The sequence below is a fragment of the Halorussus salinus genome, assembly GCF_004765815.2.
Taxonomy (GTDB): domain Archaea; phylum Halobacteriota; class Halobacteria; order Halobacteriales; family Haladaptataceae; genus Halorussus; species Halorussus salinus.
The window spans coordinates 548,934-560,728 of the sequence record NZ_ML974127.1 but is presented as its reverse complement, the minus strand read 5'-3'; the positions used below and the strand labels follow the sequence as shown (position 1 = coordinate 560,728).

The 11,795-nt window shown below is 65.5% G+C and carries 13 protein-coding genes; 5 read left to right on the top strand and 8 right to left on the bottom strand.

Annotated elements, in window-relative coordinates:
- Positions 1-7 precede the first annotated feature (7 nt).
- Entirely contained in the window at positions 8-844 is an 837-nt protein-coding gene (locus EPL00_RS02815; RefSeq protein WP_135851936.1) for a pantoate kinase, read from the bottom strand.
- A 138-nt stretch (positions 845-982) separates the two neighbouring features.
- Here EPL00_RS02815 and EPL00_RS02810 point away from each other — a divergent pair, with 138 nt between their 5' ends.
- From EPL00_RS02810 to EPL00_RS02800, 3 genes are all read left to right on the top strand, one after another.
- The gene (locus EPL00_RS02810) at positions 983-1,666 is read left to right on the top strand and encodes a hypothetical protein (protein WP_135851937.1); all 684 of its coding nucleotides are present in this window, start codon (positions 983-985) and stop codon (positions 1,664-1,666) included.
- Between the two features lie 115 nt (positions 1,667-1,781).
- Positions 1,782-2,084, top strand: coding sequence for a UPF0175 family protein (locus tag EPL00_RS02805; RefSeq protein ID WP_135851938.1), 303 nt, complete (start codon positions 1,782-1,784; stop codon positions 2,082-2,084).
- Entirely contained in the window at positions 2,081-2,623 is a 543-nt protein-coding gene (locus EPL00_RS02800; RefSeq protein ID WP_135851939.1) for a hypothetical protein, read from the top strand. The genes EPL00_RS02805 and EPL00_RS02800 overlap by 4 nt, the downstream gene beginning before the upstream one ends.
- 5 nt (positions 2,624-2,628) lie before the next feature.
- On the opposite strand, the gene aspS is transcribed toward EPL00_RS02800, so the two are convergent.
- Genes aspS through EPL00_RS02780 form a run of 4 tightly spaced genes read right to left on the bottom strand, consistent with a single transcriptional unit; the run spans position 2,629 to position 6,419 of the window.
- Positions 2,629-3,930, bottom strand: coding sequence for an aspartate--tRNA(Asn) ligase (gene aspS / locus EPL00_RS02795; RefSeq protein ID WP_135851940.1), 1,302 nt, complete (start codon positions 3,928-3,930; stop codon positions 2,629-2,631).
- A 35-nt stretch (positions 3,931-3,965) separates the two neighbouring features.
- Positions 3,966-4,631, bottom strand: coding sequence for a TetR/AcrR family transcriptional regulator (locus EPL00_RS02790; RefSeq protein WP_135851941.1), 666 nt, complete (start codon positions 4,629-4,631; stop codon positions 3,966-3,968).
- Between the two features lie 20 nt (positions 4,632-4,651).
- Complete coding sequence (locus EPL00_RS02785) at positions 4,652-5,452, bottom strand: ABC transporter permease subunit (RefSeq protein ID WP_135851942.1); 801 nt, start codon at positions 5,450-5,452, stop codon at positions 4,652-4,654.
- Entirely contained in the window at positions 5,445-6,419 is a 975-nt protein-coding gene (locus EPL00_RS02780) for an ABC transporter ATP-binding protein (protein ID WP_135851943.1), read from the bottom strand. The genes EPL00_RS02785 and EPL00_RS02780 overlap by 8 nt, the downstream gene beginning before the upstream one ends.
- Before the next feature lie 181 nt (positions 6,420-6,600).
- Here EPL00_RS02780 and EPL00_RS02775 point away from each other — a divergent pair, with 181 nt between their 5' ends.
- Both EPL00_RS02775 and EPL00_RS02770 read left to right on the top strand, forming a co-directional pair.
- On the top strand, positions 6,601-7,062 hold the full coding sequence (locus EPL00_RS02775) for a DUF7344 domain-containing protein (protein WP_135851944.1): 462 nt from the start codon (positions 6,601-6,603) through the stop codon (positions 7,060-7,062).
- Positions 7,059-7,406: a HalOD1 output domain-containing protein gene (locus EPL00_RS02770; RefSeq protein WP_135851945.1), complete on the top strand. Its 348-nt coding sequence runs from the start codon at positions 7,059-7,061 to the stop codon at positions 7,404-7,406. Before EPL00_RS02775 ends, EPL00_RS02770 begins: the two co-directional genes overlap by 4 nt.
- 1 nt (position 7,407) lies before the next feature.
- Here EPL00_RS02770 and EPL00_RS02765 read toward each other — a convergent pair whose 3' ends face one another.
- From EPL00_RS02765 to EPL00_RS02755, 3 genes are all read right to left on the bottom strand, one after another.
- A complete protein-coding gene (locus tag EPL00_RS02765; protein ID WP_135851946.1) occupies positions 7,408-8,130 on the bottom strand; it encodes a phosphoglycerol geranylgeranyltransferase in 723 nt (240 codons plus the stop codon).
- Between the two features lie 162 nt (positions 8,131-8,292).
- Complete coding sequence (locus EPL00_RS02760) at positions 8,293-8,646, bottom strand: hypothetical protein (protein WP_135851947.1); 354 nt, start codon at positions 8,644-8,646, stop codon at positions 8,293-8,295.
- Between the two features lie 324 nt (positions 8,647-8,970).
- The gene (locus EPL00_RS02755) at positions 8,971-11,508 is read right to left on the bottom strand and encodes a DNA topoisomerase I (RefSeq protein WP_135851948.1); all 2,538 of its coding nucleotides are present in this window, start codon (positions 11,506-11,508) and stop codon (positions 8,971-8,973) included.
- Positions 11,509-11,795 lie beyond the last annotated feature (287 nt).

Below are 11,795 nucleotides of genomic sequence, written 5' to 3'. Positions count from 1 at the left end.
CGTTTCCTCAGTCCAGCTTCAGCGTCGCGCCCGCGGGGTGGGTCTCGCAGGTCTCGGGGTCGTAGCCCGCCCGCGAGAGGCCGTTGCCCAGTGCGAAGACGGTCTCGCCGAGCATCGCCATCGCGGCCTCGCCGCCGACCGCCTCGACCTCCGCCAAGACCTCCTCGACCTCGGGCGTCAGCAGGTCGGCCTCGCGGGCGAACTCCCGCGAGGAGGCCATCAGCGTCGAGAGGGTGGGCTCCTCGACCAGTCGGACGAGTTGGTCCACGCCGACCTCCGAGAGGCGGTCGGTGTTCCCCGAGAGGACCGCCGAGGTCGAGCGTTCGCCCAGCGTCAGGTACTCGACGCGGGTTCGCTCGGGCACGCCGTCGAGTCGGTTGTACTCGGGTGCGCCGGGGTCGAGCCGGATGGGGACGCCCCCGCGGGCTTGGGCCACCACGTCGCCGAGTCCGGTCCCGGCGCGGACCTCTGCGGCGTGGGCGATGGAGACGAGTTCGTTCTCCGAGCGCCCGCAGTCGAAGGTCCGGTTCGCGGCCAAGGCGGTCCCGAGCGCGGCCGCCCCCGAGACGCCGAAGCCCGCGCCGACCGGCAGGTCGGTCTCCGCCCGGACGGAGGCGTCAACGTCGAGTGCGTCCAAGACGCGCGTCACCGCCTCGATTGCGGCCGGTTCGTCGTTCAGTTGCATCGAAGTCTCGGCAGCGGGTTCGACTTCGGCGGTTACGCCTTTCGAGAGGGTCAGTCCCGCGCCGCGCGAGCCAGCTTGCTCGGGGTCGTCGGCCTCGTGGACGCTGAAGAAGCCGGTGACGTGGCCCGGCACGAAGTAGCGCGACGAGTCGTCGGTCATGCGCGACTCTTGCGAGTCGGTCCGTATAACGTTTGTACTATTCGTCGGCGCGGGGACCCCGCGCTCCGCTCGGGCGAACCCCGGTACTAGTTATCTAGCCATTAAATTAAGTATTAAATAATTGTAAACTATGCGTGCATGTTCCGAGACGACCAGACCGACGACGTGAACGGAAGCCGACGAAGCCTTCTGAAAGGAGTCGCGGCGGGGTCCGTCGCCGCGGCGGGCGCGGGAACCGCCAGTGCCGCGGACGCCGCGGGGTACGCGAGCATGGCCCAGAAAGAGCAGGTCCGCGCCCGGTACGACACCGAGGAGGTCGTCCGCGAGAGCGTCGCCGAGCAGGCGGGCGAGTTCCTCGCCGCGCTCGAAGCCGAGGGACTGGTCGAGAGCGCCGACCCCGCGGACCTCGTGACCGAACCGAAGGGGACGGGCGAACACCTCCGGAGCGACCGGAGCGTCAACGTCGGCGCGGTGTCGGGCGACGACGGCCTGACCGCCCACATCGACCTCGCGTACCGCACCGACGAGTACGACCTCCACGTCATCGTCCAACCCGAGGCTGGCCGGACGTACGGCTACCTCGACCGCGACGAGACCGTCCAGCGCCTCGACTACGACTCGCAGGACGGCGTGACGATTCAGGAGCGGTGCATCACCGCGCAGGTGTGTGACAACGAACTCTGCGACGACAACACTGGCAACTACAAGATTTACGAGGTCGAGTGTTGCGAAGACAGCGGTTGTGACGTTGGATGGGTCGTGGGATGCTGTCACCAGTTCCCCGGCTACGTCACGCCCTGTTGCGAAGCCTGCGGGTGTTGAGGTCGTAGCCACCGAAACCGGGCACCATCGGCTCGGTACTTATTTTCGTAACGCTACTCGCTGACCGTCACTCTCCATAGATTGATAAGTGATTACGCTGTAGTACACTGTATACATGCCGTCGATAAGCGCCCGCATTCCCGACGACGAGGAGAAAGCTCTCGAAGAGGTCGCCGATTTGCTGGAAGAAGACAAGAGTACGACCATCCGAAAGGCGCTCCATCAGGGACTGTACGACCTCCGGGTCCGGGTCGCAATCGAACGGTACCAGTCGGGCGAGGTCTCGGTCAACGAAGCGGCCCGCATCGCTGGCGTGTCGCTCGGCGAGTGGTTCGAAATCGCCCGCGAGCGAAACTTGACTTCCCAACAATCTCCCGAGGACTTGGAAGCCGACGCGGACGCGGCCCGTGAGCTATGAGAACGCGGATTCTGGTCGATGGGACGACCCTCATCGCCCTCGGCCGAATCGGAGAACTCGACTTGCTCACGTGCGTCGATGGGAAAATCCACGTCGTTCCGGAGGTAGAAACCGAGGTGACGACCGAACCGGCGAACACGAATCTGGAGAACTTCTTGGACCGTCACGAAGCGCCCGACGTGAGCCGAGTTACCGATGCCACAGGGGACGCCTCGGAGTACCCGGAAGCGAAACAGATTCTCGGGGAAGACGAGGCCAACGGGGACGTACAGATACTAGCCGCGATACTGAGCGACGACCACCACGAAGATTTCGGCGTAATCTCGGACGACAACCGCGTCCGAACCGTTGTGCGAGGTCTCGGCGTAACTGTTACCGGAACGGTCGGTCTCCTCGCCCGTGCCGTCGAAGAACGGGACATGACCGAGGAGGACGGCAAAGACCTCGTTCGGCGAGTCGATAGCCACGGTCTCCACATGACGGGCGAACTCCGTGAGAAAGCCTACGAACTGGTCGAAGAAGCCGCGAGGAGCGACTGAGCTACCTACGGCGACAGCCGCTGACGGTCCCGCGGGAAGAGGACGGCCTCGCGGATGTTCTCCAAGCCGAGCATCGTCATCACGAGGCGTTCGCCGCCGAGGCCCCACCCGGCGTGTGGCGGCATGCCGTACCGGAACATCTTCGTGTAGTAGTCGAACGCCGCGGGGTCGAGTCCCTGTTGCTCGAAGCCCTCGACAAGTCTCTCGTAGCGGTGTTCGCGCTGGCCGCCGGAAACCAGTTCCATGCTCGGGTGCATGAGGTCGAAGCCCGTCGAGAGGTCGGGGTCGTCGTCGTGGTCCTTGATGTAGAAGGGTTTGATCTCGCTCGGCCAGTCGGTGACGAAGTAGTGACTCCCAACGTCCTCGCCGAGCGCCTTCTCGCCCTCGGTCGGCAGGTCGTCGCCCCACACCAGTTGCGCGTCGAGTTCGCCGGTCGCGTTGATGCGCTCGATGGCCTCGTCGTAGGCGAGTCGCGGGAACTCGCCGTCGGGGACCTCGAAGTCGTCGTAGCCCAGCGTTTCGAGTTGGTCCTCGCAGTTGTCGGCGACGCCCTCGTAGCCCGCCCGGACGACCTCCTCGCAGGCGTCCATCGCCTCGTGATGGTCGAAAAAGGCGCTCTCGAAGTCGATGGAGGTTGCTTCGTTGAGGTGGCGCGGCGTGTTGTGTTCTTCCGCGCGGAAGATGGGACCGATTTCGAAGACGCGTTCTAGCCCGGAGCCGACCATCAACTGCTTGAACAGTTGGGGCGACTGGTTCATGAACGCCTCCTGCCCGAAGTAGGTGATGGGAAACAGTTCGGTGCCGCCCTCGGTGCCCGTGGCCACGATTTTTGGCGTGTTGATTTCGGTGCAGTTCAGTTCGCGGAACGCCTCGCGGACCGACCGCAGGACCTCGGCGCGAATCTCGAAGACGGCCTTCGACTCGTCTTTCCGGAGGTCGAGGGTGCGGTTGTCCAGCCGCGTCGAGAGGTCGGCGTCCACTTTCCCGGAGGGGTCCAGCGGGAGTTCCGGGGCGGCCTCGGCGACGACCTCGACCGACTCTGGCACGATTTCGACGCCGGTCGGGGCGCGGTCTTCCTCCTCGACGCTCCCCGTGACGCGCACGACGCTCTCGCGGTTGACCTCCGTGCCGGTCGCCACGAGGTCGTCGTCCATCACCTCTTTCTCGAACTTGACCTGAATCTTCCCGGTGGCGTCCCGCAGGAGGAGAAAGGCGATGCCCCCGAGGTCCCGGACCTCGTGTGCCCACCCGGCGATGGTCGCGGTCTCGCCCGGTTCGGCGTCCGCGGCGTAGGTGCGGTCTCGCATGCACTCGGGTTGCACAGGAGAAGTCTTAAAATCGCCTATTTCTTTGAACTCTCGGGAGTGGTCAATCCCGACGCGACGACTTCGATGAGTGCGTCGCGGACCGACCGGTAGAAGGTCTCGTCGTGGAAGTCGTCGCTGTGGTAGGCGACGAACTTCACGACGCCCATCGCGGCCGCGAGGACTTCCGGGTCGCCCTGCCGGAGGAGTCCGTCGGCCTGCCAGCGTTCGACGTAGGGGACGACGTAGCTCAGCGACTGGGCCTGCTCCTCGCGCAACTCCTCGTCGCTGAATTGGGCCATCAGCCGCGAGAGGTCGTCGTCCACGACCAGTCGGCGCACGAGGGGATTGGTCTCTATCTCGTCGCACAGCAGGGTGAGGAACGCGACGATGCCCTCCTCGGGGGTGAGGGCTTCTCCGTTCTCGTTCCCGTTGTCGCCTTCACCCGCGCCAGCGCCGACGCGCTCGAAGGACTCGGCGAGGATGTCGGCGGCGAGACGTTCGCCCTCCTCGCGCAGAATCTCGAAGTAGAGTGCTTCCTTCGAGTCGTAGAACCGATAGAACGTCCCGTTGGCGATGTCGGCGGGGTCGGTGAGGTCGGCGATGGTCGTCTTGTCGAGTCCGTAGCGCGCGAACAGCTCTCGGCCGGTCTCCCGGAGCGAGTCGCGGATGCGCTCGCGCTCGTCGGCGTCGAAGCCTCGCATTCAGTCTCCCCCTTGGGGTTTCACGCGATATCTTTCCTCCGGAACCACGCCGCGCTGACCGCGACGAGGAGCGCGGTGCCCGCCAGCAGGACGAGCGCGCCAACCCAGTCGTACTCGCCCGAGACCAAGACGGCGGTCGGGTCGTAGTACCGCGTCGGGCTAATCGCGCCGAGCCACCCCGCGTCGGCCGACTGGCTGACCGTCTCCAGCAGGAACAGCGCGAAGATGGCTCCCAGTCCGCCGCGCTTGGCCACGTCCGACTGGTCGAAGGCGACCGACAGGAGGAGACCGATAGCGCCGCAGGCGAGCAGGTACGGAATCGACAGCAGGTGGACCGCCGCGAGGTCAGCGAGCGGGATGGACTCGCCGATTGCGAGGACGGTGGCGTAGACCACGACGCCGACGACGAGGTTGACCGCGACCACGACCGGCACCAGCGAGGCGAACTTCTCGACCACGACGCGCCGCCGGGAGACCGGCGCGGCGAGCAACACGTCCATCCGGCCCCGCTCCACGTCGCCAGCGACGAGACCGCCCGCGACGTAGGCCGTGTAGATGCCGAGCAACAGGAGCCAGAAGAACTGGTAGAGTTCGACCGCCAGAAAGCCCTCGATGGTGGCGATGGAGAACGCGCCGGTCGCGCCGAACGCCGCCTGCATCGCGGGCGGCAGGCTCTCCATGTACGCGTCCAAGTCCGCGCCCGAGGAGGCGATGGACGGGAACAGCGCGACGAAGAGGAGCGACAGCAGGGCCAGCAAGACCGCCAACACGAGCGCGCCGCGAATCCGGCGCTCGGACTCGTAGGTGGCGATGTCAAGCATCGGTCTCGCCTCCCGCGGAGGCGGCGGTCTCGGCGGCTCCGGGACCGGACCCCGGTCGCGCCTCGGCGCTCTCCCCGGCGGCGTCTGCCGGAGCGTCGTCGTAGAACTTCATGAACACGTCTTCGAGCGGGGCCTCCTCGATATCGAGGTCCACGACGTGGTAGTTTCGGAGGTGGTCCAGCAGGGCGTCGTACTCGCCGGTGAACATGAACGAGGCGTCGCCGTCGCTGGCGTCGAGGTCGTGGACGCCTTCGATGTCGAAGTCCGCGGGGTCGATGGTCGATTCGACGCCGACGCGGACGCGCTTGCCCGACCGGTCCAGTAGCTCCTCGACGCCCTCCATCGCGACGAGTCGCCCGTCCCGGATGATGCCCACGCGGTCACAGACGCGCCGGACTTCGCTGAGGACGTGACTGGAGAAGAAGAACGTCGTGCCGCGGGCGCGTTCCTCCTCGATGAACTCGTAGAGTCGTTCCTGCATCAGGGGGTCCAGCCCCGAGGTCGGTTCGTCCATGATGACCAAATCGGGGTCGTGCATGAACGCCAGCACGAGCGCGAGTTTCTGCTTGTTGCCGGTCGAGTACTCGCCCACTTCACGCTCTACCGGCGGGTCGAAGCGTTCGAGGAGGTCCCCGCTCCGCTCGTCGCCCTTCAGGGCGGCGTGGTACCGAATCAGGCGCTCGCCGGTGACGCCCTCGTCCAAGCCGGGGTCGCTCGGCAGGTAGCCGATGTGGCGCTTGGCGTCGAGGAGGGCCTCCTCGTCGGTCACGTCCCGTCCGAGCAGGGTCGCCGACCCGCCGGTCGGCGCGACGAACCCCAGTAGCGTCCGGATGGTCGTGGTCTTGCCCGCGCCGTTCGGCCCGAGGAAGCCGAACACCTCGCCCTCCCGTACCTCGATGGAGAGGTCGTCGATGCCGCGGGTGTCGCCGTAGTACTTCGTCAGGCCGCGTGTCTGGATGGCGGTCATGGCTTCACGTAGGGTCTTCGTCCTGTGAATAGATGAATGGTTCGGTTATTCGTTCACGAGCAGTCGCAGTACGTCTCGCGTTCGACTTCGAGTCCCCGTCCCCGCCGTGATTCAATTAAGAAGCGGCTGTCAGTATAAATACCGCCAATCTATATCATGCTCGGACGGCTATGTAAAATCGATGGAAGACGACTCACCGCCACGGAGCTACAGCGATTCGACCGACCGCGGCGAGACGGAACCGACCTCGACACCACGCTCGGACGACGGTCTGCGCTCGGTTCTCGAACTGGACGACGTGTTCGCGGCGCTCAACAATCCGCGGCGTCGCTACCTCGTCTACACGCTCGTCGAGGGGAGCGACGAGGAGACGCTCACCGAGTTGGCGACGAAAATCGCGGCGTGGGAAGACGACGTTTCGACGGACGAGGTGACCGACGAGCGGCGCAAGCGAGTACAGGCGTCGCTGTACCACAGTCACGTCCCGAAACTCGCGGACCTCGGGGTGCTGTCGTACGACGCCGACAAGGAGGTCATCGTCCGCGCAGAGAACACCGAGCAGGTCGAGGCGGTCCTCCACGGGGCCGGGACGGAACTCGACGCTCGACAAGAGGCACACGCCAGCGAAGACGAGCAACCATGAGCGGGGAGACCTTCGACGGCGGCGACTCGATAAGCGACGACTGGCGGCAGGTCGAACAGCGCGTCTACGACCCGGAGGGCGACGCGGACCTCGCCACCGTGGTGGTCGAAGCCATCGCGGCGGCGCGGGGCGTCGACCCCCTCGACTACGAGTCGATGCCGCCGCTGTACGAGTTCGCGGACGCCGAGTCCATCGAGGAGACCCTGTTCGGACCGACCGGGACCGAGACCGAGCGAACCGGCCGGGAAGGGCGCGACGAGGAGAGCGTCTTTACGTTTCGGTACGGCGAGTTGGGGGTCGCCGTCAACAGCGAGGGGTGGGTATCGGTCTACGAACCGCAGTGAGTCAGACCGACTCGGCGGGCGTCTTCTTCGCGTCTTTCGCACCTTCGACGGTCTCGCGGACCGCCTCGCATCCTTCGTCGTGAACCAAGTCGCCGACGACGACGGTATCCGCGTGTTCTGCCATCGTCCGGGCGGACTCGTAGTCGTGGATGCCGCCGCCGTAGAACAGGGTCGCGTCTTCGAGCGCGTCCGCGGCCGCTTCGACCACCTCGGGGTCGCCGAAGGTACCCGAGTACTCGACGTAGACGATTTCTTGGCCGAACATCTCCTCGGCGACCTCGGCGTAGGCCGCGACCTCCTCGGGCGACTGGTTGCAGTCGGCCTCGGTGAGTTGGGCGACGCTCGCGTCGGGGTTCATGATGATGTACGCCTCGGTGGTGGTGCGCTCCCACTCCACGTCGTCCATGCGTACCCACTCTTTGTGCGCGCCGGTAATCCACGACACCGCGCCAGCGTTCATCACGACCGGCACGAGGTAGCCGTCGAGGTCGTCGTCCTCGACCACGACCGCGGGGTTGCTCGGTTCCTGATACAGCGGGACATCGTACTTCGCGCAGGCGTCGATGACCCGTTGCATCTTCGCTTGGGTCATGTCGAGGGTGCCCCCGATTTCGAGGGCGTCGGTGCCGGTCGCGCACACGTCCTCGAAAGTCTCGCCCTCCACCAGCGTCTTGTCCGGGTCCAGTTTGACGATGTGGTCCCAGTCGGCCCACGATGTACTCATTATCAGTGTAATCAAAACCGGCGAGTAAAACCCCTTCGGTAGTAATTTCGGGCTTCGTTTGCGAGCCGTTCTCGAAGGCAGAGCGACCCTCTCGGCCGCCGTCAGGCGGTCGGGGAGTCGTCGGGTAACTCCGACCGACTCCTCGCGTCCGGCCCGCCCGGACTACTCCGACCGGTCTCGCAACCGAGCCTCCTCTATCGCGTGGGCCACCTCCACGAGGTCGCTGGCGGTCTCCAACAGTTCGGTCATCATGCCCGCGAGGTTCACCTCGGTCTCCTCGTCGTGGTCGTCGTCGGCCCCAGCCTCGACCGTATCGGTCCCAGCCTCGTCCTCCTCGGCCTCGGCCATGCGCTCCAACTGGTCGGCGAGGTCGAAGCCCTGCGCGTGGAGGGCGTCGGTCTTGCTCCGAATCGACTCCGCGAGAATTTCCGGCGAGACGTGCGCGTCCTCCTCGGCTTCAACGCTAGCGTCTTCGGATTCGATACTACTATCTTGGTGGGAATTTTCATCTGTCATTGTCGTGGGGTCCGCCACGACACCCGGCAGGGTGTGTCCGCACCCTGTCACCTTTTGCAGTGACGAGCCGAGTGTCGTGTTTTGTCGTTGCACTCGACATGCCTTAAAATTAGGGAATCTAGCCGAAAGCGTAGCTTTCGCCGGTTCACGGGTCGAGACTAGTCGAACGACTCGAACACCACTTTAGACGCAGAACCGAAATCGGCGAACGCTCCGGCGGAGAACCGCCGAAAGCCGAACTGCGAAACGACGAACTGGGAAACGGAGACCCACGAAAAGACGACTCCCGGAGCCGAGACGACCCCCGAAGCCGAACCGAATCCGTCAGTCGGCCTTCGCCTGCCAGCCCCGAAGCCGGTCCTCGCTCACGCCCTGCACCTCCGACGCCACGGTCTCGACCTCGGCGTCTTTCAGGTCCTCGATGTCCTCGATACCGGCCGCCGAAAGCTTCTCGGCGGTCTTCGAGCCGATGCCGTCCAGCGATTCGAGGTCGCTCCCCGACTCGCTCTCGCGGGCCTGAAACTCCCGATAGTTGCAGATGGGACAGCCCAGTTCCCACGGCTCGTCGCCGTTGTGGACGACCAATTCCGGCAGGTCGTGTTCCTCGCACCGCTCGTCGGTGACCTCGATGTCGCCCCGGCGCGGGAGCGGGAGCGAGTAGTCGCAGTCGGGGTAGCGCGTACAGCCGACGAGTCTGGACCCGTTTTGGAGGTGCTTGATTGCGAGTTCGCCGCCTTCTTCCTCACCGCATTCGGGACAGACGCCAATCACTTCGTCCTCCTGCTCGTCGGCCTCCTCGGCCTTGCAGAGCGGACAGCCGTGGACGAACGTCTGGCGTCCCGCCAGCATCTTGACGTGGCGCAGGCCGTGTTCGTCGCACTCCTCGTCCAAGATGAGCGGCTTGCCCTTGTTCGGGAGCGGCAGGGTGTACTCGCAGTCCGGGTAGCCGTCACAGCCGACGAAGTACGAGCCGTTCCGGCTCTGGCGGACCAGCAGTTCGTGGTCCGACTCGGGGCAGGGACCCAGTTTCTTGTCGGCTTTCAGCGACTCCTGTAGAAGGTCCCCGACCTCCTCGCGCGAGTCGCGCAACTCGTCGAACACCTGCTCCAGATACTCGCGGGACTCGTCGGCCACCTCGCTCAGGTCGGCCTCGCCCTCCGCGATGGCGGTCATGTCCGCTTCGAGGTCCGCGGTCATCTCCTCGCTGACGACCAACTCCGCGAACTTCTCGGCCGCCTCGACCACCGCCTTGGCGAGTTGGGTCGGGCGCGGCGGGTCGCTCTCGACGTAGCCGCGGTCGTAGAGCTTTTCGATGGTCTCGTGTCTCGTCGCCTTCGTCCCGATGCCCATCTGCTCCATCGTCTCGATGAGCCGCGACTGACCGTATCTTCGGGGCGGTTGGGTCTCCTTGTCCTCGATGCGGGTGTCCGTGACCGCTAACTCCTCGCCCTCGGCCACGTCGGGGACGTAGTTCTCGGAGGTGTTGAAGTAGGGGTAGACCGCGTGGTAACCCTCTTTCAGCAGGCGCTTGCCGTTGGACTTCAGCGTGTGGTCGTCTCCGGACGCCGCCTCGACGGCGGTGACCACCTTGAGGTGTTCCCACGTCGCGGACTCGGCGACCGTAGCGAAGAAGCGCCGGACGACGAGTTCGTATATCTCCCACTCGTCGTCGCTCAGGTCGCCCTTCGTCGGCACGTCCTCGGTCGGGTGAATCGGCGGGTGGTCGGTGGTCTCCTCGTCGCCCTCGGTGGGTTCGAGGTCGTCCAGTTCCAGCAGGTCGTCGGCGTCGTCGCCGAAGTGGTAGTTGCCCGAGAACGTGTCCAAAAGCTCCTCGGGGTCCAAGTCGTCGGGGTAGACCGTGTTGTCGGTCCGCGGGTAGGTCATGTACCCCGCGGTGTAGAGGTCTTCCGCGATGCTCATAGCCTGCTGTGCGGAGTAGCCGAGACTCCCCGCCGCCCGGATGAACTGCGTGGTGTTGAACGGCGCGGGCGGGTCGTCGGTCCGAGTGCGCCGGTTGACGCGCTCGACGGTCGCCGACGCGGCCGATTCGAGGGCTTCGAAGACGCTCTCGGCGGTCTCCTCGTCCCAGACGCGCTCGGCCTCGTTGCCGTCCTCGTCGCGGTAGAAGTACTGGGCCTCGAACGCCGCGGACTCGTCTTCGCCCTCGTCGCTCTCGTCGTCGGCCCGCTTCAACAGGTCGGCGAACAGTTCCCAGTACTCCTCGGGGTCGAACGCCTCGATTTCGCGCTCGCGGTCCACGATGAGTTTGAGGGTCGGCGACTGGACGCGGCCGACCGAGATGAAGTCGTCGCCCAGTTGGCGCGAGGAGAGCGAGAGGAACCGCGTCAGCGCGGCCCCCCAGATGAGGTCGATCTCCTGTCGGGCCTCACCCGCGGCGGCCAAATCGAAGTCCAACTCGTCGGGGTTCTCGAAGGCGTTCGTGACCTCGTTCTGCGTAATCGAGGAGAACCGGACCCGGCGAATCGGCACCTCGTCGTTGACCTCGCGGACGAGTTCCCACGCCTCCTTGCCGATGAGTTCGCCCTCGCGGTCGTAGTCGGTCGCGATGGTCACTTGGTCGGCCTTCCGCGCGAGCAGGCGCAGGGTCGAGACGATGTTCTCCTTCGTGGCCTTCTTCTCGATGGGCGCGTCGATGAGTTCGACCGGTTCCACGTCGCGCCAGTCGTTGTACTCGTCGGGGAAGTCCACGCCCACGACGTGGCCCGACAGGCCGATGCACCGGCGGCCGCCCCACTTGTAGACGTTGACGCCGTTCTTGCGCTCGGCTTCGGCGGACTCGCCGCTCAGAATGTCGGCGATGCGTCTGGCCGCGTTGTCCTTCTCGGTGATTATCAGTTCCATGCCTCACCTCCGACTTCGGGGGAGTGCCCGGCGCGGCGCGGTCGCTCTCGGGGGAGTCGCCCGCCGCTCGGGAGTCGCTCGTCGTCCATCGTGTCCCCGCTAGGACAAGTGAAACGGTAAAGCTTTCGCCGCGAAAAATCGTAAGCGGGCGGCGGTCCAAGGCGCGTGCGCCGTGCGTGCGAGAGCGCAAGTCGGTGCGCGTACGTGACCCGAGAGATAGCTCCTCTTCCCGAGTGCGACATCCGGCAACCCCGAACGGAAGGGACACGTTTACCACCCGCACGCAC

Bases quoted from the DNA above. Each gene is read 5' to 3' on its own strand.
- EPL00_RS02780 (WP_135851943.1), bottom strand. From the start codon at position 6,419: ATGACCGCCATCCAGACACGCGGCCTGACGAAGTACTACGGCGACACC.
- EPL00_RS02760 (WP_135851947.1), bottom strand. From the start codon at position 8,646: ATGACAGATGAAAATTCCCACCAAGATAGTAGTATCGAATCCGAAGAC.
- EPL00_RS02765 (WP_135851946.1), bottom strand. From the start codon at position 8,130: ATGAGTACATCGTGGGCCGACTGGGACCACATCGTCAAACTGGACCCG.
- EPL00_RS02775 (WP_135851944.1), top strand. From the start codon at position 6,601: ATGGAAGACGACTCACCGCCACGGAGCTACAGCGATTCGACCGACCGC.
- EPL00_RS02755 (WP_135851948.1), bottom strand. From the start codon at position 11,508: ATGGAACTGATAATCACCGAGAAGGACAACGCGGCCAGACGCATCGCC.
- EPL00_RS02770 (WP_135851945.1), top strand. From the start codon at position 7,059: ATGAGCGGGGAGACCTTCGACGGCGGCGACTCGATAAGCGACGACTGG.
- EPL00_RS02805 (WP_135851938.1), top strand. From the start codon at position 1,782: ATGCCGTCGATAAGCGCCCGCATTCCCGACGACGAGGAGAAAGCTCTC.
- EPL00_RS02800 (WP_135851939.1), top strand. From the start codon at position 2,081: ATGAGAACGCGGATTCTGGTCGATGGGACGACCCTCATCGCCCTCGGC.
- EPL00_RS02810 (WP_135851937.1), top strand. From the start codon at position 983: ATGTTCCGAGACGACCAGACCGACGACGTGAACGGAAGCCGACGAAGC.
- EPL00_RS02815 (WP_135851936.1), bottom strand. From the start codon at position 844: ATGACCGACGACTCGTCGCGCTACTTCGTGCCGGGCCACGTCACCGGC.
- aspS (WP_135851940.1), bottom strand. From the start codon at position 3,930: ATGCGAGACCGCACCTACGCCGCGGACGCCGAACCGGGCGAGACCGCG.
- EPL00_RS02790 (WP_135851941.1), bottom strand. From the start codon at position 4,631: ATGCGAGGCTTCGACGCCGACGAGCGCGAGCGCATCCGCGACTCGCTC.
- EPL00_RS02785 (WP_135851942.1), bottom strand. From the start codon at position 5,452: ATGCTTGACATCGCCACCTACGAGTCCGAGCGCCGGATTCGCGGCGCG.